Origin of the sequence: Pseudomonas sp. R1-43-08, assembly GCF_003852255.1 — a bacterium.
Lineage (GTDB): Bacteria > Pseudomonadota > Gammaproteobacteria > Pseudomonadales > Pseudomonadaceae > Aquipseudomonas.
Window position 1 is genome coordinate 342815 of record NZ_CP027734.1, and the last position, 19109, is coordinate 361923.

At 55.3% G+C, this 19109-nt stretch carries 18 protein-coding genes and 1 pseudogene; 8 read left to right on the forward strand and 11 right to left on the reverse strand.

The window, feature by feature from the left end:
- The first annotated feature begins 142 nt into the window (after nt 1–142).
- A complete protein-coding gene (locus C4J87_RS01370) occupies nt 143–1684 on the forward strand; it encodes a phosphoenolpyruvate carboxykinase (protein ID WP_124365432.1) in 1542 nt (513 codons plus the stop codon).
- 43 nt (nt 1685–1727) lie between these two features.
- Here C4J87_RS01370 and C4J87_RS01375 read toward each other — a convergent pair whose 3' ends face one another.
- Together C4J87_RS01375 and C4J87_RS01380 are read right to left on the reverse strand one after the other, a co-directional pair.
- Nucleotides 1728–3278: a hypothetical protein gene (locus tag C4J87_RS01375; protein ID WP_124365433.1), complete on the reverse strand. Its 1551-nt coding sequence runs from the start codon at nt 3276–3278 to the stop codon at nt 1728–1730.
- Nucleotides 3279–4340: a hypothetical protein gene (locus C4J87_RS01380; RefSeq protein ID WP_124365434.1), complete on the reverse strand. Its 1062-nt coding sequence runs from the start codon at nt 4338–4340 to the stop codon at nt 3279–3281.
- A gap of 314 nt (nt 4341–4654) precedes the next feature.
- Between C4J87_RS01380 and C4J87_RS01385 the strand changes: the two are divergent.
- Nucleotides 4655–4906 (forward strand): annotated as a pseudogene (locus C4J87_RS01385) (phosphoenolpyruvate carboxykinase (ATP)); the annotation flags it as partial.
- 57 nt (nt 4907–4963) lie between these two features.
- On the opposite strand, the gene C4J87_RS01390 reads toward C4J87_RS01385, so the two are convergent.
- The 5 genes from C4J87_RS01390 to C4J87_RS26240 form a co-directional block, all read right to left on the reverse strand.
- Entirely contained in the window at nt 4964–5827 is an 864-nt protein-coding gene (locus C4J87_RS01390) for a DMT family transporter (RefSeq protein WP_256679947.1), read from the reverse strand.
- Nucleotides 5828–5985: 158 nt separating this feature from the next.
- Complete coding sequence (locus C4J87_RS01395; RefSeq protein WP_124365435.1) at nt 5986–6342, reverse strand: DUF1493 family protein; 357 nt, start codon at nt 6340–6342, stop codon at nt 5986–5988.
- Nucleotides 6343–6619: 277 nt separating this feature from the next.
- Nucleotides 6620–7090, reverse strand: a complete 471-nt coding sequence (locus C4J87_RS01400) for a hypothetical protein (protein WP_124365436.1) — start codon at nt 7088–7090, stop codon at nt 6620–6622.
- A 288-nt stretch (nt 7091–7378) separates the two neighbouring features.
- On the reverse strand, nt 7379–7678 hold the full coding sequence (locus C4J87_RS01410) for a hypothetical protein (protein WP_124365438.1): 300 nt from the start codon (nt 7676–7678) through the stop codon (nt 7379–7381).
- A 171-nt stretch (nt 7679–7849) separates the two neighbouring features.
- A complete protein-coding gene (locus C4J87_RS26240) occupies nt 7850–8077 on the reverse strand; it encodes a YhfG family protein (protein WP_124365439.1) in 228 nt (75 codons plus the stop codon).
- A 48-nt stretch (nt 8078–8125) separates the two neighbouring features.
- Between C4J87_RS26240 and C4J87_RS01420 the strand changes: the two genes are divergently transcribed.
- The 3 genes from C4J87_RS01420 (at nt 8126) to C4J87_RS01430 (ending at nt 11904) form a co-directional block, all read left to right on the forward strand.
- Nucleotides 8126–9301, forward strand: coding sequence for a tetratricopeptide repeat protein (locus C4J87_RS01420; protein WP_124365440.1), 1176 nt, complete (start codon nt 8126–8128; stop codon nt 9299–9301).
- A 210-nt stretch (nt 9302–9511) separates the two neighbouring features.
- Nucleotides 9512–11449, forward strand: a complete 1938-nt coding sequence (locus C4J87_RS01425; RefSeq protein WP_124365441.1) for an ATP-dependent DNA helicase RecQ — start codon at nt 9512–9514, stop codon at nt 11447–11449.
- A 23-nt stretch (nt 11450–11472) separates the two neighbouring features.
- Entirely contained in the window at nt 11473–11904 is a 432-nt protein-coding gene (locus tag C4J87_RS01430) for a thioesterase family protein (RefSeq protein WP_124365442.1), read from the forward strand.
- A gap of 244 nt (nt 11905–12148) precedes the next feature.
- Here C4J87_RS01430 and C4J87_RS01435 read toward each other — a convergent pair whose 3' ends face one another.
- From C4J87_RS01435 to fdhD, 3 genes are all read right to left on the reverse strand, one after another.
- Nucleotides 12149–12628 carry a glycine zipper domain-containing protein gene (locus C4J87_RS01435; RefSeq protein ID WP_124365443.1) on the reverse strand — a complete coding sequence of 160 codons (480 nt, stop codon included), beginning with the start codon at nt 12626–12628 and terminating at the stop codon, nt 12149–12151.
- Nucleotides 12629–12887: 259 nt separating this feature from the next.
- A complete protein-coding gene (locus tag C4J87_RS01440) occupies nt 12888–15236 on the reverse strand; it encodes an FdhF/YdeP family oxidoreductase (protein WP_124365444.1) in 2349 nt (782 codons plus the stop codon).
- The gene (fdhD, locus tag C4J87_RS01445; protein WP_124365445.1) at nt 15233–16072 is read right to left on the reverse strand and encodes a formate dehydrogenase accessory sulfurtransferase FdhD; all 840 of its coding nucleotides are present in this window, start codon (nt 16070–16072) and stop codon (nt 15233–15235) included. Before fdhD ends, C4J87_RS01440 begins: the two co-directional genes overlap by 4 nt.
- Nucleotides 16073–16283: 211 nt before the next feature.
- Here fdhD and lysM point away from each other — a divergent pair, with 211 nt between their 5' ends.
- Nucleotides 16284–16724, forward strand: a complete 441-nt coding sequence (lysM, locus tag C4J87_RS01450; protein ID WP_003187704.1) for a peptidoglycan-binding protein LysM — start codon at nt 16284–16286, stop codon at nt 16722–16724.
- 109 nt (nt 16725–16833) lie between these two features.
- Here lysM and yrfG read toward each other — a convergent pair whose 3' ends face one another.
- Entirely contained in the window at nt 16834–17496 is a 663-nt protein-coding gene (gene yrfG / locus C4J87_RS01455) for a GMP/IMP nucleotidase (protein WP_124360812.1), read from the reverse strand.
- Nucleotides 17497–17583: 87 nt separating this feature from the next.
- Here yrfG and nudE point away from each other — a divergent pair, with 87 nt between their 5' ends.
- Together nudE and cysQ are read left to right on the forward strand one after the other, a co-directional pair.
- Nucleotides 17584–18150, forward strand: a complete 567-nt coding sequence (nudE, locus tag C4J87_RS01460; RefSeq protein ID WP_124360813.1) for an ADP compounds hydrolase NudE — start codon at nt 17584–17586, stop codon at nt 18148–18150.
- The gene (gene cysQ, locus C4J87_RS01465) at nt 18147–18983 is read left to right on the forward strand and encodes a 3'(2'),5'-bisphosphate nucleotidase CysQ (RefSeq protein WP_124365446.1); all 837 of its coding nucleotides are present in this window, start codon (nt 18147–18149) and stop codon (nt 18981–18983) included. Before nudE ends, cysQ begins: the two co-directional genes overlap by 4 nt.
- Nucleotides 18984–19109 lie beyond the last annotated feature (126 nt).

Here is a 19109-nt window from a genome sequence, read left to right on the forward strand (position 1 = left end):
GATTAGAGGCGTTCTGACGGGAGGGCCCTACTCTTATTGGGCTTTTCTGGCATAATCCGGCCCACTTTTTTCGCGGTAGTAGTGCGCAACTTTCTACTACAAAACGTTTGGAGCACTCGGCCATAGGCCGACGGGGAACCTCATGACGCAAGCCAATAACGCCGTATACACCGATCTGAGTGTTGACGATCTGGTCAAAGAAGCCCTGCAGCGCGGTGAAGGCGTGCTTGCCGATACTGGCGCGCTGGTCGTAGAAACCGGTCACCGCACCGGTCGTTCGCCGGTCGATCGTTTCATCGTTGAAGAACCGACCACCCAGGCCGCAATCGCCTGGGGCCCGATCAACCGCAAGTTCCCGGCCGACAAGTTCGATGCCCTCTGGGCTCGCGTCGAGGCCTTCAACAATGCGCAAGAGCATTTCGTTTCCCACGTTCACGTAGGGGCTGCCGAAGACCACTACCTGGCCGTGAAAATGACCACCCAAACGGCCTGGCAGAACCTGTTCGGTCGCTGCCTGTTCATCAACCCGGCCCAATACAACCCGGCCGGTCGTGAAGAGTGGCAAGTGCTCAACGTGGCCAACTTCGAGTGCGTGCCAGAGCGTGACGGCACCAACTCCGACGGTTGCGTGATCCTTAACTTCGCCCAGAAAAAAGTGCTGATCGCCGGCATGCGTTACGCCGGCGAAATGAAAAAAGCCATGTTCTCGGTGCAGAACTTCCTGCTGCCGGCCGCCGACGTGCTGCCGATGCACTGCGCCGCCAACATCGGTGAAGCAGGCGATGTGACCCTGTTCTTCGGCCTGTCCGGCACCGGCAAGACTACCCTGTCCGCCGACGAAAGCCGTTACCTGATCGGTGACGACGAACACGGTTGGGGCGAAGGCGTGGTGTTCAACATCGAAGGCGGTTGCTATGCCAAGTGCATCGACCTGTCCGAGCAGAACGAGCCGGTTATCTGGAAGGCCATCAAGCACGGCGCCGTGCTGGAAAACGTCGTCATCGACGAAGCCGGGCATGCCGACTACGCCGATGTCAGCCTGACCCAGAACAGCCGCGCCGCCTACCCGCTGGAACACGTTGCCAAGCGTTCCGAAAAGAACCTGGGTGGCGAGCCCAACGCGGTGATCTTCCTGACCTGCGACCTCACCGGCGTTCTGCCGCCCGTGTCGATCCTCAGCGAAGAACAAGCGGCCTACCACTTCCTGTCCGGCTACACCGCACTGGTGGGCTCGACCGAAATGGGTTCGGGCAGCGGCATCAAGTCGACTTTCTCCACCTGCTTCGGCGCACCGTTCTTCCCGCGCCCGGCCGGTGAATACGCTGAGCTGCTGATCAAGCGCATCCGTGGTTTCGGCTCCAAGGTCTACCTGGTCAACACCGGCTGGACCGGCGGCGGCTACGGCGTCGGCAAACGCTTCAACATCCCGACCACGCGCGGCGTGATCGCAGCGATCCAGAGCGGCGCGTTGATCGGTGCCGAAACCGAACACCTCGACACCATCAACCTCGACGTGCCATTGGCCGTACCGGGCGTCGAGACCGGCCTGCTGAACCCACGTAACACCTGGGCTGACAAGGCTGCCTACGATGAAGCGGCGAAGGCGTTGGCCGGGTTGTTCATCGAGAACTTCAAGAAGTTTGAAGTGAGCGATGCGATTAAGGCTGCTGGGCCTAAGTTGTAAGTAATTAATCGTAAATTACTAAACCGCCTCCAGGGGCGGTTTTTTATGTAGATAGAAGATTGGTTTTAGGCAGAATAGTTTTTTTGCTTTGGTCTTTAGCCGGTGGCGGAGTAACTAAATCATTTTTAGGGCTGGACTTTTCAATGTCAGATTTTGAGATACCAACTCCAATTGAAAATACCAGAAAAAATGACACAATGGTCAACACCCATAGCACTGTGTATTTTCTGATTCTTTCTCCTGTGTGAATATCTACACTAAAGATTACAGGATCAATGCTTGAATTTAATTCTTCCTCACTTAAAATGTTTTTGTAATTCGACAGAATTGAATTTTTCGTCTGTTTCGTTATATAAACGATCCTGTCTTGTGTATCTTTTCTGGAAAAATATAACCAGAAAGTAGACGCCACACAGATAAAAATAGAAATTAAAAAGTACTCTTTGGAAAATATTTTCTCAGAACCCGCATCTTTTAGTCCGTTAATTACTACGACTGAGACTATAAATGAGATAAAGGCAACTGTGCTATTTTGAAACGAGCTTATAAAGCCGTCGGTCGAGTCTAAGGCCCGCTTATTGAACTCAGATATAAATTCTAAAAGTTTTCCTTTTAATTCAAGATATTGAGTTACATTTTCCTTTAAGTATATTTCATAATTTGATTGGATTGTATGCCAGGTATTAATTGTTAAGTTGAGTTTTCCGTCTTGACTGTTAAGGGTGAAGATATTTCGCACTAACCCTAGTTTGTCAGTGGAGGGACCGTCTGAGAAGACCCACGAGTAAATCTTAAATACAATTTTATTGTTTTCTTTAAGGCCCTCCGGTTGCTGAGCTACTGTACTAAAAGAGCGGTAGCCATTGAATTTAAATTGAATTTCTCCGCGCGTATTAACTTCTGTACTGTTAGATAAATATGCAAGAGCATAAATAAGTTTTGAATTTTGGAAAAATTTTATTAGTTTAGATGATGTATTTTCTTGCATTGAGAAGTCGAAATCGGCCGCCGTAAAATTGTAGGGCAATCCTATTAATGTGGTTCCTTCTTTGAAGGATGCTATTTTTTTATTACGTTTTTGCTGCATTTGTGCTTCAATTTTGCTTATGTTTTCGCCATGCCTTATGAATTTTATTGTCTTGCTTCCAAAGTTATTTATTTCTTCAAAAACTTCGAATATAAGTTGCTCTCTCATATTCCTGCTGAGGAGCTCTATAGATTTTAGTATGCTTTGGGACGAAAGGAAGTCTGCAAAAAGTTTTAAGTTGTAAATCGAATAGGTTTGTTCGATGAAATTTTTATTGATTTTTAGTTCTAATGTTAAGGTTGTGTTGTCTCCGTTGTACTCGTTGTAGTGAATCTCTAGTTTATTTAGTTCACTTGGTGTGCAAGAAGTTATTGTTTTATCCGATCCATCCAATTCAATTGTAAATTCAAAATTATCCCTAACTGATATTTTCTCTAGCTGAGATACTAGGTTTTTAATGTCTAGCCAAGAATGTAGCTCAAAGCTGGCGTCAAGCGTGTATCTAGAAAGTACATCTTGGGCTTCGAATGTTTTGGATTTATTCTTGAGATCGGAGAAATTCAACATCTACAGTTCTCGTTCTTTTCTTTTGAATTGTTTGGCAAGTTTTGATTCAATGACCACGAGCTCTCGTCCATCGGACGTGATCTCGGACCAGACTTTTTCGGATAAATTACTGATTCCTTCTCGGATTGAAAGAGAAATCTCGGTGGTGAGTTTGTAATTTGTATTTCGGAAAGGTACGGCTGAGGGCACTAATTCAAAAACAGTATCGAAGCCTTTGTTTTTTGGTAGGTCTTTAAGCTTTATAATAAGTTTTTGTTTTGCTTCTTCGAATTCGTTGTTGTCTGACTTATAATTAGATATTGTTGCGTCAACAAATTTAAAGTAGTCCATTGAGCCTTCCTGCTTGAAGGCTGCAACCGTCGCGTTTCTAAGTATTGTGTAGTCTTGAGGGAACTCTTTCTTTAGCGTGGCGAGCTTAGTTATCGTTTCCGTGCATGCCGTAGTTGTGTTGAAAGTATCTGTATTTCTTTCCCTCAACTCAAGAAACTCTGCCCACCAATATTTAGTCAGGCCGGATTTTGAGTCATAGATGTTGATGCATGTAGGGGACTTTTTATCATCGAAGTCAACCTTGAATGCTTTGTATACTTTCTCCGTTAGGCTGAGCCCCTTTCTTTTCTTGAAGTCTATATCATCTAAAATTACTAAATGGTCGACTTTTACGCCAAGATAACGCAAATTACCATTTTCTTTGTAGATAAATTGTAGAAAGCTGCCAGTTTTCACGTGCGCGCCGTCATTTTTTCCGAGATGCTTATATTGCTCATTGGTTTTTATTTCTTGGTCTAGCAACTTCTGAGCTAAATGCTCACCAGCAAAGTTGACACTTAAGTCTGCGCTTTCCGATACTGTTCTTGTTGAGAGTTTGAAGGCACTTTCCGGCTCGCTAAAATCAAAAATTCGTTTTTGCTCTTTATTGTTGATTTCTACTAAGAGTGTTTCGAGATAAACTTCGAGATCTTGGTTTTTAAGATCTCCAGCGATTTGCTCTTTTGTTTTGTTCAGAATGTCTACATGGAAAAAGCAAGTACTAATAACGCTGTTTCTATCAAGAGTTGCCATAGGAACCTCTTTTGAATGATTTCTAGCTGAGTAATTTTTATTTTTTGAAAATTTTGTCGGCGCGTGTTTATCAACCGCTTATGGGCCTTGAGTACGGATACCCTCATATTTGTTTGAATTCAATATCGAACTTCCATTTTCTCAGACCCCATCCTTGAGTTTTACCGTTTTATTCGCTGCGCTGGCGATCGGATCTATTTCAGAGACTAAACTGGAATGGCATCATTTTGCTAGCATTAAGTGATGCGAGTGACGTCGCTTTGGATACTCTATAAACGCTATTGGCTTAGTGAAAATTGATTGTGTAGGCGCTCAACATCCCGACCACGCGTGGCGTGATCGCAGCGATCCAAAGCGGCGCGTTGATCGGTGCCGAAACCACCATCAACCCCGACGTGCCATTGGCCGTACCGGGCGTCGAGACCGGCCTGTTGAACCCACGTAACACCTGGACCGACAAGGCTGCCTACGATGAAGCGGCGAAGGCGTTGGCTGGGTTGTTCATCGAGAACTTCAAGAAGTTTGAAGTTCTCGATGCGATCAAGGCTGCAGGGCCTAAGTTGTAAGACTCGTTTGTTGTGAAAAAGCCGCCTCTTGTGGGCGGCTTTTTTGTGCGCGAAAGATCAGTCGGCGATGTGCAAAACCACTGCTCCGAGCAGTACCAGCACAACCCCCAGCACCTGCACCGCCGTCAGCCGCTCCTTGAAAAACACAAACCCCAGGATCGCTGCAATCCCACCTGACAGCGTACTGATCACCGTCACCACCGAAACCGACCCTGCCATCGCCCCCCACGAAAACGCCGAGAAGCCACCGAGGTTCATCACGCTCGCTCCGGTCAATGTCGCGCAGTTTTTCAGCGGCGGGATTTTCAAGCCGTCCTTGATCTTCAGCACCATCATCACCATTACGCACCCCCCAACCAGGTAACCCAGCCACAGCATGGTGATGGGGCCCAGCGCCGGCAGCGTATAGCGGCCTTGCAGCCAGAAACTGGTGCCGTACAGCAGCGCGGCGAGCATGGCGTAGGCGATGGACAGGCGCGGATTGTTGTGGGGTACGCCGTTGTCCTTATGGAGGCTGGAAAGGATCACGCCGATGACGCACAGGCCGATACAGCCGAGTTGGATCAGGCTGATCTGCTCGCCGCTGGCCCAGGACAGCAAGGTGGTGACTACGCCGTATGAGGTCACGAGTGGCGCAACGATGGCGGCTTTGCCCAGGGCGAAGGCCTTGGACAGTGCGAGGGCGCCGGACACGGTGAGCAGCGCGGCCGCGATACCCAGGAGCCAGACGCTCAACGGCGCATTGAGGGATTTGAAAAAGAAGGCAGGAAAACTGACCAGCAGCAGGGTCATGATCAAAAAGCCGAGGGCTTGGCCGAAATACACCGCGCGTTTAACACCAACGGCCCGGGCGTTGAGGCCCACCAGAAAGTCGGTGCCGCCCCAGAGCAGGGCGGCCAGCAGGCCCATCGTTACGTCCATGTAAGGTCCTTGTTATGTATCGCTCGGCAGATTTGCGCAAAGCTAATGTGGGAGGGGGCTTGCCCTCGATTGCGGTTTAACAGTCAAAAATTTGCTGGCTGACACACTGCTATCGGGGGCAAGCCCCCTCCCACATTTGGATATCAGCGTTCTTTAGATCAGCTCAGATTTTCCAGCGTCTGTGTGTCCCAGCTGTGGGTCTTGATCGCCAGGTAGAGCATACCAATGGTCAGCGGGACTTTATCACCACGGCCCTTGGCGCGCCGCTTCAAGAACACATCAAACACCGGCGGGTTGAAGTACCGATAAGTGTCGTAGTCGCCCAAGTCGAGGGCGAATTCCTGCTCCAGTGCTTCCATCAGTTGCTTGGCCTCGCTGCCGTCACAGCCCAGGTCGAAATTGAGTGAGGTTTGCAGATGGATGGTCTTGTGTTTCGGCAGGCCGATTTCTTCGTGCAGTAGTTGCAGGAGTTGCTGCATGACGGGGTCTTTGGGGAAGTTCGGGGCGAGGTTCATGGTGGGCGCACGTAGAAGTGGGTGAGGGGGGCTGTTGCGTTTTAGGCGGTATTTGTTTCGGGTGATGAAGAGTGCCAAGCCTATCAAAAATACAAAGACAGGTAGGATGGGCATTCTGAGGATCACCGCTACATAGGGTAGTAGGAACGTCAAAATAAGGCTTGCTGTGAGAAATGTGACTGCGAAGTGCTTTCTAAGCATTGGGTCTGTGATGTGGTAGTGCAGCACCAAATAGATAATGAGAAAGGAAGCGGATTGAAGGTAAAGGGCCATGTCACTAAGACTCGTCCGAGTAGACATGCATTGAGAGTGTTGACCGCTGAGGTCCTATGCCTCCTCTCACACTGGCATCCAGACCGATGATGATGTCTCCAGCGTGATATCTACGAAGCTTGCCGGAAATAGTATCTCCAACGAAGCCCGCGGTTACGGTTGAAATGGCAATGCCCGGTGCTTTAACCGCTCCGGAGATTATTTGTTTGATGAGCACGTTTTGGTCGTTTAACCGATCGGCCTGGTTCCGTCTCAAAGGATGGGAAATCGCGACCGCCATTTCGCATGGCAAGTCTCTGGCCAGCATTTTTTCGTACAGCCTACGTATCTGATCGCGCACTTGTCGCGCTGCCGTTTTTGTTTCAAGCAGGCATAGATTGGCCAAAGCATGCCGATTGTCAGGCACAACAGTGAAGCGAATCACTGTGAAGATGACGCCATAGTGGCCGATGTGTTGAGTCCTTTCGATGTTCACAGGTTTCTGCCGAGAAAGTTGAGACCGCGCTATTTTCATTCAGCTACGGGTAACTTCTGCAGAGGGTCGAGCGGGTGTTTGGAGCAGTTTGGGAAAGGGATGTCGCGGTATTTGGAGGTTTCCTACAACCGTTTCCGGGATTTTTGGCTTGGCGGTGATTTAACAGGCAAAGCGGATCAATTGTAGGAGCGAGCTTGCTCGCGAAAAACTCAAGGACGCCGCGTTTCTTCTGCTTTACCGCGTCATCGTTGACGATTTTCGCGAGCAAGCTCGCTCAAAGCGTGTTGCTTAGATTTGCGGTTGTTCGGGTTGCAGCTGTACATGTTGCGCCGCTTCCAGCAAATCACAGCCGTCCTGGACGAGCAGGTACAAGGCGTTGGTGATGTGGGAGATGTCTTTGAGGTCGGCGTGTTCGAAGGTCAGGCAGGAGAAGGTTTCCAATAGGTCCGTGGCTGCGCGGATGCGCTGGTGGGCGGCGGACTGGATGTCTTCGGCTTTGGCTTCGGTGTCGATGACGAGGGGGTAGGTATCGGTGAAGTTAGTGCGCAGAATGCGATAACGATTGGTTGGGAGGTTGGGCTTTGTCATTTCAGTTCCAATACAGATTCAAAGAAATACACCAAACGAGTTGGCACGTTTGTCCCTGCTGTTTTTCGGATGACCAAACCCGGTCGCTGATTTGGCAGCGACGGAACGAACCTTAGAAGTGAGTGTGTTCTCGGGCAATAAACGAATGGTTTAACTGTTCATGGCCTCAGATCATTCCCACGCTCCTGCGTGGGAATGCATCCCGTGACGCAAGCTGGCGAGATAGTTGGAGCGTTGAATCTTCTTGTAGTAAGCCTGTTTCTGCTTGAACGTCATCTCTTCCACGGCGCAGTTCTCCAAGACAGAGGCTGGTTTCATCGTGCGGTCAGTGTTCGCTATAACCACGTCACATTCCTTATAAAAAATCCGCCAGCGTGCTGAATTCAGCGTATGTTTCACCGCAAAATCTTGTAGGGCAATTCCGCCCAATACTTAAAGGGAATTAGCATGGGTTTGCTTCGTGTCGCTTCGGCGATGTCATTGTGTGCGGTGGCTTTTTCCGTTCAGGCCGAGCAGTTGCCGATCGAGGTGCTGAGTGCGGTGGTCAAGGACCAGAAAATCGCCGACGCCGAGGTGTTGCTGCAACGCAACGGTGCGCAGAACGTGGTGGGCCGCACCGACGCTCAAGGGCAGGTGACGCTGACCAGCGAGGCGGCTGACGACGCCAGCAACCTATTGATCATCAAAAAACCGGGCTATTCCAATCTGGTGGTGAAGTGCCCGTGCAAGGGCATGACCTACGCTATCAGCCCTGTGATGGAAAACCTCGATGGCTTGCGCGTGGTGCTGAGCTGGGGCCAGACGCCGGACGATCTCGACTCCCATATGATCTTCCCCGGCAACAATATCTACTTCGAGAACAAGACCGGCACCGACGCCGAACTGGACGTGGATGACACCGACAGCTATGGCCCGGAAACCATCACCCTGCAGAAAAAACACTACGGTGAAAGCTACGTTTACGCTGTGCATGACTACAGCAACGGCGGCAATCCAGGCTCGCGTCAGTTGTCCAACAGTGAAGCCAAAGTATTCGTGTACATGGGCCAATCGCTGGTGCGCACCTACTACGTGCCGAAAAACCGCAGCGGTAACCTGTGGACCGTGTTCCGCATGACCGGCAGTGGCGATTTCCAGGACATCAACACCTTCAGCGGCGTGACCGTGAATGCCGCCAATGTACTCAACGAAGTCAAACCATTGCTGGATGACAGCGTCGCCGTTACCGCAGTGGCCGTCAGCTCTTCCGCACAGACCGATGCGAAGCGTCTGAATGTGCAGGGTGAAGCGGCCTACCAGGCGGGTAATCTGGACCAGGCGATTGACCTGTTCCGTCAGGCCATTGATCTGGATAACGGCTTAGGTAAAGCCTATGGCAACCTCGGCCTGGCGTATCAGAAGGCTGGCAACACCGCCGAGTCGATCTGGGCCAACCGCAAGGCTATCGCCCTGGCGACGGGGGCCAATGCGGCAACCGTACGCGCGGGTGCCTACTACAACATTGCGCGAATCTACGAAGCGGCGGGCCAGTTCCCGGATGCGCTGCGTCACTACCAGTTGGCCAAGGAGCAGAAGGCCAATCCGGTGTACGACACGGCGATTGAGCGGGTGCAGAACCGCTGATTCGGTTGTAGCGCGGTTTTGAAATGTGGAAGGGGGCAAGCCCCCTCCCACATTTGGTTTTTGGTGTTCCTACAGTCGTATTTGGCCCAAGGCCATTGCTGCACCCTGTGTATCATCCTGTCTCTTTTTTCCATGCGACCTTTCTCGATCCGCTGAACTTAATGGGCTACGTTTTTAAGCCACGTTCAACGGTCAATGGAGTGACAGCCTATGCACGACACCCTCCAGCAGGTCTTTGGTTATCCACAGTTTCGTTTGGGCCAGGAAGAGACGGTCAGCGCTGTGCTGGCCGGTCGTTCGGCGGCCGCTATTTTCCCCACCGGGTCGGGCAAGTCCCTGTGTTATCAGCTGTCAGCCGTATTACTGCCACACCTGACGCTGGTGGTGTCGCCGTTGTTGGCATTGATGCAGGACCAGTTGGGTTTCCTGCGGCGTCACGGCATTTCAGCGGGCAGCATCGACTCGGCGCAAAGCCGCGAGGACGCCAATGACGTGATGGCTCGCGCACGTTCAGGGGAATTGAAAATCCTGATGATTTCCGTGGAGCGCTTGAAAAACGAGCGTTTCCGCAACTTCCTGCAAAGTGTGCAGCTCTCGCTGCTGGTGGTGGATGAGGCGCACTGCATCTCCGAGTGGGGCCACAACTTCCGTCCGGACTACCTGAAGCTTCCCGACTACCAGCGCCAGTTCAAGATCCCACAAGCGCTGCTGCTGACGGCTACGGCCACGCCCAAGGTGATTGCCGATATGCAGGCCAAGTTCGCCATTGCGCCGCAGGATGTGATTACCACGGGCTTTTACCGGCCCAACCTCAACTTGTTGGTAGAACCGGTGAGCGGCGCGGACAAACGCCGGCGTCTCGTGCAATGGATGAGCGAGCGGGCCAATCAGCCGAGCATCGTCTACGTCACCCTGCAAAAAACCGCCGAGCAGATCGCCGAGCACCTGAACCGTAACGGCATCCAGGCCGAGGCGTATCACGCCGGTTTGCCCCACGACAAACGCGAGGGCATCCAGCAGCGTTTCATGGGAGGGCGCTCCAATTGCATCGTCGCCACCATCGCGTTTGGCATGGGCATCGACAAGAGTGATATCCGCAATGTAGTGCACTTCGACCTGCCCAAATCCATCGAAAATTACAGCCAGGAAATCGGCCGCGCCGGGCGCGATGGCCAGCCTTCGGACTGCCTGGTGCTGGCCAATCGCGACAGCCTCAATGTGCTGGAAAACTTCGTGTACGGTGATACGCCGGAGCAGGAAGGTATCCGCCGGGTGCTGGAAGAGGTGCAGGCCGCGCGAGACGAGGGCCAATGGGAGTTTTTACTCAGGTCTTTATCGGACCACAGTAATATTCGCGAGCTGCCGTTGAAGACGCTGCTGGTGCAGTTGGAGCTCAAGGGCGTGATCGCACCGCGCTACGCGTTTTATGCCGAGTACCGTTTCAAGTACCTGATCGAACCCGAGGCCTTGCTGGCCCGGTTTTCCGGGGAGCGGCAACAGTTTGTCGCGGCGATCATCCAGGTGTGCAAGCGCGCGAAAACCTGGGCGACCGTGGATTTCGAGGCGCTCTACCAGCAGCACAACGCCGAGCGCAGTCGTGTGGTGAAAGCGTTGGATTACTTCCAGGAACAGGGCCTGATCGAATTGGAGAGCAAGCAGATGACCGAGGTCTACAGCTTGCTGAACACCGATTTCGACCCACAGGTACTGAGCGCCGAGTTATACACAGGCTTCAAGCAGCACGAGGTGACAGAAGTGGCGCGGATTCACGCCATGCTTGATCTGTTCGCCACCGAGCAGTGCCTTGGGCAACGCCTGGCGCGCTATTTTGGCGACGAAAATGTACCTGAGCGTTGCGGGCATTGCTCGGTGTGCCATGGGCACGTCGCCCATCTACCGCCGCCGCCGCGCCTGCCGCCGCTTGTGGATAAAAACTTTATGGGGCTGTGCGGTGATTTTATCCACAGGCATCATGAGCACACCGGCCAATTGCCGGGTGCGGAACGGTTGACGCGCTTTCTGGGTGGGATCAGCGTGCCGTTGTTCACCAAGTTGAAGGCGCGGGGTATTCCCGGGTTCGCTGCGCTGGAGGACTACCCCTACGCCGAGGTTCGTGAGTGGGCCGAAGCTCATTTGAATGACCTGTAAACTCCTTCTAACGAGAGGTGCCCATGCCTGACTCAGTGCCACAACGTGCCGATTACGCACACTTCCAGCCGATTATTACGCGCTGGCACGACAATGATGTGTACGGCCATGTGAATAACGTCACCTACTACAGCTTTTTCGACACGGCGGTGAATACCTACCTGATCGAACAGGGCGAGTTGAATATTCATGACGGGGAAGTGGTCGGGTTTGTAGTCAGTTCGGCGTGCGATTACTTTGCGTCGATCGCTTTCCCTGAGCGCATTGATATCGGCCTGCGGGTGGGCAAGTTGGGCAATAGCTCAGTGCAATACGAGTTGGCGGTATTCAAGGCAGGCGAGCAGGAAGCCTGTGCGGCGGGGCGTTTTGTGCATGTGTTTGTCGACCGGGGCACGAACCAGCCGGTGACGATTCCGGGGAGGTTGCGCGAGGCGTTGCAGCGGTTGGTGGTCTGACTCGTTCAGACAAACACCGCAAAACCAAATGTGGGAGAGGGCTTGCCCTAACGCCATTCAGTTAAGCGAAAGTGGTCCACTGTAGGAGCGAGCTTGCTCGCGAAAAACGTCTAGGCAACGCGTTCAATCTGAATAAACGCGGAGGCCCAGAGTTCTTCGCGAGCAAGCTCGCTCCTACAAAAAGCCTTAATTGACGGCATTAAGGCCTGCCCCTCCCACGTTGATTTGCAGTGTTCTTTAAAGCTTAGCGGTGACGGTAGTGATGTTTGTTCTTGCGATGCCCATAGGCATGACCGCGGCCAGGGTGGTCATCACGGTAGTAGCGACGATCGTCGCGGCCACGGTAACGACGGTCATCGTCATCGCTCTTGTTGCCCATGTAGTTGCCCAGCGCGCCACCTGCCCCACCGCCGGCGGCTGAGCCGATCAGTGCGCCGGTGCTGCCGCCGACACTGCGGCCTACCACGTTGCCGCCGGCTGCGCCCAGTGCACCGCCAATGGCGGCTTCGCCACGGCTGCGCTTGTCGGCGCCGACCGCGCTACCGCCCGCGCCACCCAGCGCTGCGCCGATAGTCGAACCGGTGTTGCCGCCCAACTGCTGGCCGACAACCGAGCCTAGAACCCCGCCCAATGCGCCGCCCACACCGGCTTCGGTGGTGCCACCGGCCATGGCTGCGCCACTGACCAGGCCAAGGGACAACAAGAGAATCGAGGAGAACTTCATTCAGGGAAACCTCAAGGGGATGACGGCGCGATCCTGAGGTTGTATCGAGCCGCTGACAATCGAAATCCGACCGGCGGCAGCAGTTGTATACAATTTGCTAAGTTGCTGTTTTGTATAGGGAACTTAAGTTGTTTTTACGAGTCTTTAGCTACTTGGGAAAGGCCGCTTTTATATAAAAAGCGGCCTTTTTTTGTGCCTGCAGAATGTGCAGTGATCGTGCGGGCTTCTTTGCCAAAGCGGCAGTTCAAACAAACCCGTGTCAGGCCGAGCGCGCCATGATCAGCCCATTATCGCTCGCCGCTTCCAAACGAATCGCCACAAACTTCGACGTCGGCGTATGGCTACCGTCGCCAGTGCTTTCCAACGGCACCAGAGGGTTCACTTCCGGATAGTAAGCAGCGGCCTGCCCGGCCGGAATATCGAACGCCAGCAGGGTGAAGCCCTTGACGCGCCGCTCTCGGCCGTCTTCCCACAGCGAAATGATGTCCGCCTTCTGCCCCGGCTTGAAGCCCAGGCGGATGATGTCGGCTTCGTTGACGAACAGTACGTCCCGTTGGCCTTTGACGCCGCGATAACGGTCGTCTAGCCCATAGATAGTGGTGTTGTACTGATCGTGGGAACGCATCGACTGCATGATCAGGTCCGGCACACGCCCTGTGGCGTGGGTGCGTTCGTGAATCAGGTCTTTGGGCAGGACGTTCGGTCGGAAGTTGGCGCGGCCCGATGGGGTGTTCCAGCGGCGTGCGCCAGCGGAGTTGCCCAAGTAGAAACCGCCCGGGTTTTTGAGCTTCTCGTTGAAGTCCTTGAAGCCTGGGATGGTGTCGGCGATCAGGTCGCGAATGCGTCCGTAGTCAGCCACCAGCCAATTCCAATCCACCGGTTTGCTGCCCAGGGTCGCGGCGGCAATGCCCGCCACAATCGCGGGCTCCGATTTCATCAGCTTCGACAGCGGCTGCAATTGGCCGTTGGAGTCGTGGACCATGCTGAACGAGTCTTCCACAGTCACCGCTTGCGGGCCCTCGGCCTGAATATCGATGTCGGTACGGCCCAGGCACGGCAGGATCAGCGCGTCTTTGCCGTGCATCAGATGGCTGCGGTTGAGCTTGGTGCTGATCTGTACAGTCAGGTCGCAGTTACGCAATGCTTCGAACGTGCGGGTGCTGTCCGGCGTGGCCTGGGCGAAGTTGCCGCCAAGGCCGATAAACACCTTGGCGCGGCCTTCCAGCATCGCGTGGATGGCTTCGACCACGTTGTGCCCATTGGTGCGCGGCACCTGGAACTGGAAGCGGCGCTCCAGTGAGTCGAGGAATGCCACCGGTGGGCGTTCGTTGATGCCCATGGTGCGGTCGCCCTGCACGTTGCTGTGACCGCGCACCGGGCACAGGCCGGCACCTGGGCGGCCGATATTGCCGCGCAGCAACATCAGGTTGGCGATTTCCTGGATGGTCGGCACCGAGTGACGGTGTTGGGTGATGCCCATCGCCCAGCACATGATCACGTTTTTGCCTTTGGCATACATGCGCGCGGCTTGCTCGATCTCCACCAGCGTCAGGCCGGACTGCTCGACGATTTCCTCCCACGAGGTGTCGTCGATCTGGCCCAGATAGTCCAGTACGTTAACGGTGTGTTCGTTGAGGAAGTCGTGATCGAACACCGCTTCCGTGCCTTCGGCCAAGGCTTGACGCTCCCACAGCAGCAGGAACTTGGCCATGCCGCGCAGAATGGCCATGTCGCCGCCCAGCGCCGGGCGGAAGTAGGCGGTGTTGGTTGGCTTGTCGCCGTTGGTGAGCATTTCCAGCGGATGTTGCGGGTGCTGGAAGCGTTCCAGGCCACGTTCTTTCAGGGGGTTGATACACACCACCTGAGCGCCGCGCTTCACCGCTTCGCGCAGCGGCTCGAGCATGCGCGGGTGGTTGGTGCCGGGGTTCTGGCCCCAGACGAAAATTGCGTCGGCATGTTCGAAGTCATCAAAGGTCACAGTGCCTTTGCCCACGCCCACACTCTGGGCCAGGGCCACGCCGCTGGCTTCGTGGCACATGTTCGAGCAGTCCGGGAAATTGTTGGTGCCGTAGGCGCGCACAAACAGCTGGTACAGATAGGCGGCTTCGTTGCTGGCGCGGCCCGAGGTGTAGAACTCGGCCATGTCCGGGCTGGGCAGGGCATTGAGGTGCTTGCCGACCAGGTCGAACGCGGCGTCCCAACTGATGGGCTGGTAGCGGTCGGTCGCGGCGTCGTAGCGCATAGGCTCGGTGAGACGCCCTTGGTACTCCAGCCAGTAATCGCTTTGTTCCAGCAGCGCGGTCACGCTGTGTTTGGCGAAGAATGCGGCGTCCACGCGGCGCTTGGTGGCTTCCCAGTTGACCGCCTTGGCGCCGTTTTCGCAGAACTTGACCATGCCACTTTCCGGCGAGTCGCCCCAGGCACAGCCCGGGCAGTCGAAACCGCCGTTCTGGTTGGTCTTGAGCATCATGCGCAGGTTTTTCAGCGCGTTGTCGCTGGTCAGCCAAGCGTGCGCCACGCTGATCAATGCACCCCAGCCGCCTGCCGGGCCTTTATAGGGCTTGTAGCGTGGGGTTGGGGTTTGGTCGGCTTGGTGGTGAAGGCTCATGGCTGGTACTCCATCGCTGGGCTGTAAACCCGCGGCGCGCTTTTCTGCGGCAGGTGGATGAGATTGAGGTTATGCCGGCGCGCCCATTGCAGGGCAAGGCCGGTGGGCGACGACAGGCTGACCAAGGTCTGGATACCCGCGCGCAGGACTTTCTGGATCAATTCGAGGCTGCAGCGGCTGGTGACAATTGCCAGGCCGCCGTCGGTCGGAATCTGTTGGCGGATCAGTGCGCCAATCAATTTATCCAGGGCGTTATGCCGGCCGATGTCTTCGCGGCCCATCAGCAATTCGCCCTGGTTGTTCATAAATATGGCCGCGTGCACCGCGCCGCTGTGTTGGCCCAGGGGCTGGAAGGCGCTGATGCGCTGGCGCAGGCCATCAAGCCATGCGGCGGGTGGCAAGGGTGCGCCGGGCAGCACCTGCAGGTCGGGCAAAGCCTGCTCCATGGCTTCGACGCCGCACAGCCCGCAGCCGCTGGTGCCCGCTAATTGGCGGCGCTGCTGCTTGAGGTTCCAGAACGCCCGGCTGGAAATCTGTACCTGGGCATACTGTGCAGAGCCCGAGCCGCTGAGCTTCAGGTCATAGATGTCGCTGACGTCGGTGATAATGCCGCTGCCAAGGCTGAAGCCGACAATGAAGTCTTCCAGGTCGGTCGGCGTCACCAGCATGACGGCCTGGCTGATGTCGTTATAGGCAATCGCCAACGCCACCTCTTCGGCCAGCGCAGTACTGCCGACGTCTGTGTGTTCGAGATTGCTGTACTCATAGCTCTGGCTGGCGGCGGGCGCGGGCGTTTCAAGGGCGGGCGCCGCGCAGGTTGGGCGCTTGGCGTTCATGAGGCAATTACCACCGACGGATTGATCAGTGTTCAGACTAGGCGCGACAAAGGGTCGCGTCTAATTGCCAGTATTGATGTAGTGATAGGCGGCGTCGATCAAGGCTCGGTTTTGCGCGGTCGTCTGCTCGTCTTCGGGAGCGCTGGAACCCAAAACCTTGGGACTGGTCTAGTCTTGGGCATCAGGAACTTAAACCCAAGGAGAGCGCACTATGAGTATTTTCAGCTTTATCAAAGAAGCCGGCGAAAAGATCGTCGACCTGTTGACGCCGGGTAATGCTAACGCGAGTGAACAGTTGAAGGAGCATGTGAGCAAGGTGGGCCTGGGTAATCCAAACGTGCAAACCACGGTGGATGGCGACAAGGTCACCGTGACCGGTGAAGTGGCCACCCAGGAAGAGAAAGAGAAGATCCTGCTGGCACTGGGCAACATCGCCGGCGTGGCGAGCGTGGATGATCAGATCACCGTCACGGGTCCTGCGGTTACCGCTGCGCGTTTCGTCGTGGTGAAAAAGGGCGATACCCTCAGCGCGATTTCCCTGGCTGTGTACGGTAATGCCAACCAGTACAACAAGATTTTCGAGGCAAACAAGCCGCTGTTGTCGCACCCGGACAAAATCTACCCAGGCCAGACCCTGCGTATTCCTGAGTAATACGCACAACAACCCTGTGGGAGGGGGCTTGCTCCCGATGGCAGTGTGTCAGTCACTGGATGTGTTTCTGATATACCGCTATCGGGAGCAAGCCCCCTCCCACATGGGTTCAGAGTCCGGCTATGAGATCGCGGTAGTCCTCGACAGCCGCAAACTCTGCGGTGTCCTTGGGCCCCTTTTTGCTGTCGGGCTCTTTGACTGCCAGCAAATGCCCCACACCGAACTCCCTGGCGCTGCGCAGGATCGGCAGGGTGTCGTCGATAAACAGGCTACGGGCCGGGTCGAACTGGATATCAGCGTGCAGCGCTTCCCAGAACTGCTGGTTTTCCTTGGGAAAACCGTAATCGTGGGAGCTGATCAGTTGCTCGAAGTACGGCGCCAGCTCAATGCGCTCCAACTTCAATGACAGCGAGTCGCGGTGAGCATTGGTGATCAGGATCACGCGTTTGCCGGCCTGTTTGATTGCCGCCAGAAATGTATCGGCGTCCGGGCGCAGGGCGATCAGGTGGGCGGTTTCAAGCTTGAGTTCGCGCACTGGGATCTTCAGTTCGGCGCTCCAGAAATCCAGGCAATACCATTGCAACTGTCCGGCGTTACGCTCGAACAGGGGCTGCAGTTCCATTTCGGCCATGGCCCGGCTTACACCGTGCAGTTCGGCATAGCGCTGGGGCAGGTGCTCCATCCAGAAATGGTTGTCGTAGTGCAGGTCGAGCAAGGTGCCGTCCATGTCCAGCAGGACGGTGTCGATGGCGTGCCAGGGCAAAGAGGGCATGGGGCGTTCTCATGTAAGTAAAGATATCCGACACAGACAATCGGAAAAGCCACGGTATAGTAACCCGATCACGCCAAGGAGCCGTTCATGCGCCAGAAACCCACCGTCCTCGCCCGCGAAATAGTCGCCAGTAGCCGTTTGTTCCGCGTGGAGGAAGTGCAATTGCGCTTTTCCAATGGCGTTGAACGGACCTACGAGCGCCTGGTGGGCCGTGGTGCCGGTTACGGCGCAGTGATGATCGTCGCGATGATCGACGAAGACCATGCCTTGCTGGTGGAAGAGTACTGCGGTGGCACCGACGAGTATGAGCTGTCCTTGCCTAAAGGCTTGATCGAGCCCGGCGAGGATGTGCTGGCGGCGGCCGACCGCGAACTCAAGGAAGAAGCCGGCTATGGCGCACGCCAGTTGGAACACATCACTGAGCTTTCGCTGTCACCTGGCTACATGAGCCAGAAAATCCAGGTGGTGCTGGCCACCGAGCTTTATGAAGAGCGCTTGGAAGGCGATGAGCCCGAGCCCATGCGCGTGGAGCGGGTCAACCTGCGTGAGCTGTCGGCACTGGCGCAAAACGAGCAGTTCAGTGAGGGCCGGGCACTTGCCGCGCTGTACCTGGTGCGAGACCTGCTGACCCAGCGTGGAGTGTTTACCTTATGAGCGAGCTGTTTCTGGGCCACCCCTTTATCGCCCCCGTCATCGAACTGGCTCGCCAGGCCGGTGAAGCCATCCTGCCGTACTGGCGTGCCGACGTCGCGGTTACCTCCAAAGCGGATGATTCGCCGGTGACGGCCGCCGACCTGGCTGCGCACCATCTGATTCTCGCTGGCCTGACTGCGCTGGACCCAAGCATTCCGGTGCTGTCCGAAGAAGACGCCGATATCGACCAGAGCGTGCGCGCCGGTTGGCAGCGTTGGTGGCTGGTGGACCCGTTGGATGGGACCAAGGAATTCATTGGTGGCAGTGAAGAGTTCACGGTCAATATCGCCTTGATCGAACAAGGCCGCGTGGTGTTCGGCGTGGTGTCGATGCCCACCAGTGGTCGTTGCTACTTCGGCGGCGCGGGCCTGGGGGCTTGGCGTTCGGATGTGAATGCCGCGCCCAGGCAGATCCAGGTGCGCCAGGGGCCGGCCGCGGGTGAAGCCTTTACCGTGGTTGCCAGCCGCCGTCATACCAGCCCGGAGCAGGAGCGTTTGCTGGAGGGGTTGAGCCAAGGCTTGGGGGAGCTGAAACTGGCGAATATCGGCAGCTCTTTGAAGTTCTGCCTGTTGGCCGAGGGCAGTGCCGACTGCTATCCGCGCCTGGCGCCGACTTCGCAGTGGGACACTGCGGCGGCGCAAGGCGTGCTGGAAGGGGCAGGGGGCGAAGTGCTGGAGTTGAATGGCAAACCGTTCAGCTACCCGGCGCGGGAATCGTTGTTGAACCCGTTCTTCCTGGCGTTGCCGGCCAAGGCGGCGTGGCGTAAGCGCCTGTTGACCCTGGCCCGTTCTTGAAGTCTGAGCCGATCTAAATGTGGGAGGGGGCTTGCCCTAATGCCAGTCAGTTAAGCGAAAGTGGTCCACTGTAGGAGCGAGCTTGCTCGCGAAAAACGCCCAGGCAACGCGTTCATTCTGAATAAA

What these genes read in the sequence shown, in the direction of transcription:
- C4J87_RS01370 (WP_124365432.1), top strand. Translation starts at nt 143, where the DNA reads ATGACGCAAGCCAATAACGCCGTATACACCGATCTGAGTGTTGACGAT.
- C4J87_RS01375 (WP_124365433.1), bottom strand. Translation starts at nt 3,278, where the DNA reads ATGTTGAATTTCTCCGATCTCAAGAATAAATCCAAAACATTCGAAGCC.
- C4J87_RS01380 (WP_124365434.1), bottom strand. Translation starts at nt 4,340, where the DNA reads ATGGCAACTCTTGATAGAAACAGCGTTATTAGTACTTGCTTTTTCCAT.
- C4J87_RS01390 (WP_256679947.1), bottom strand. Translation starts at nt 5,827, where the DNA reads ATGGACGTAACGATGGGCCTGCTGGCCGCCCTGCTCTGGGGCGGCACC.
- C4J87_RS01395 (WP_124365435.1), bottom strand. Translation starts at nt 6,342, where the DNA reads ATGAACCTCGCCCCGAACTTCCCCAAAGACCCCGTCATGCAGCAACTC.
- C4J87_RS01410 (WP_124365438.1), bottom strand. Translation starts at nt 7,678, where the DNA reads ATGACAAAGCCCAACCTCCCAACCAATCGTTATCGCATTCTGCGCACT.
- C4J87_RS01420 (WP_124365440.1), top strand. Translation starts at nt 8,126, where the DNA reads ATGGGTTTGCTTCGTGTCGCTTCGGCGATGTCATTGTGTGCGGTGGCT.
- C4J87_RS01425 (WP_124365441.1), top strand. Translation starts at nt 9,512, where the DNA reads ATGCACGACACCCTCCAGCAGGTCTTTGGTTATCCACAGTTTCGTTTG.
- C4J87_RS01430 (WP_124365442.1), top strand. Translation starts at nt 11,473, where the DNA reads ATGCCTGACTCAGTGCCACAACGTGCCGATTACGCACACTTCCAGCCG.
- C4J87_RS01435 (WP_124365443.1), bottom strand. Translation starts at nt 12,628, where the DNA reads ATGAAGTTCTCCTCGATTCTCTTGTTGTCCCTTGGCCTGGTCAGTGGC.
- C4J87_RS01440 (WP_124365444.1), bottom strand. Translation starts at nt 15,236, where the DNA reads ATGAGCCTTCACCACCAAGCCGACCAAACCCCAACCCCACGCTACAAG.
- fdhD (WP_124365445.1), bottom strand. Translation starts at nt 16,072, where the DNA reads ATGAACGCCAAGCGCCCAACCTGCGCGGCGCCCGCCCTTGAAACGCCC.
- lysM (WP_003187704.1), top strand. Translation starts at nt 16,284, where the DNA reads ATGAGTATTTTCAGCTTTATCAAAGAAGCCGGCGAAAAGATCGTCGAC.
- yrfG (WP_124360812.1), bottom strand. Translation starts at nt 17,496, where the DNA reads ATGCCCTCTTTGCCCTGGCACGCCATCGACACCGTCCTGCTGGACATG.
- nudE (WP_124360813.1), top strand. Translation starts at nt 17,584, where the DNA reads ATGCGCCAGAAACCCACCGTCCTCGCCCGCGAAATAGTCGCCAGTAGC.
- cysQ (WP_124365446.1), top strand. Translation starts at nt 18,147, where the DNA reads ATGAGCGAGCTGTTTCTGGGCCACCCCTTTATCGCCCCCGTCATCGAA.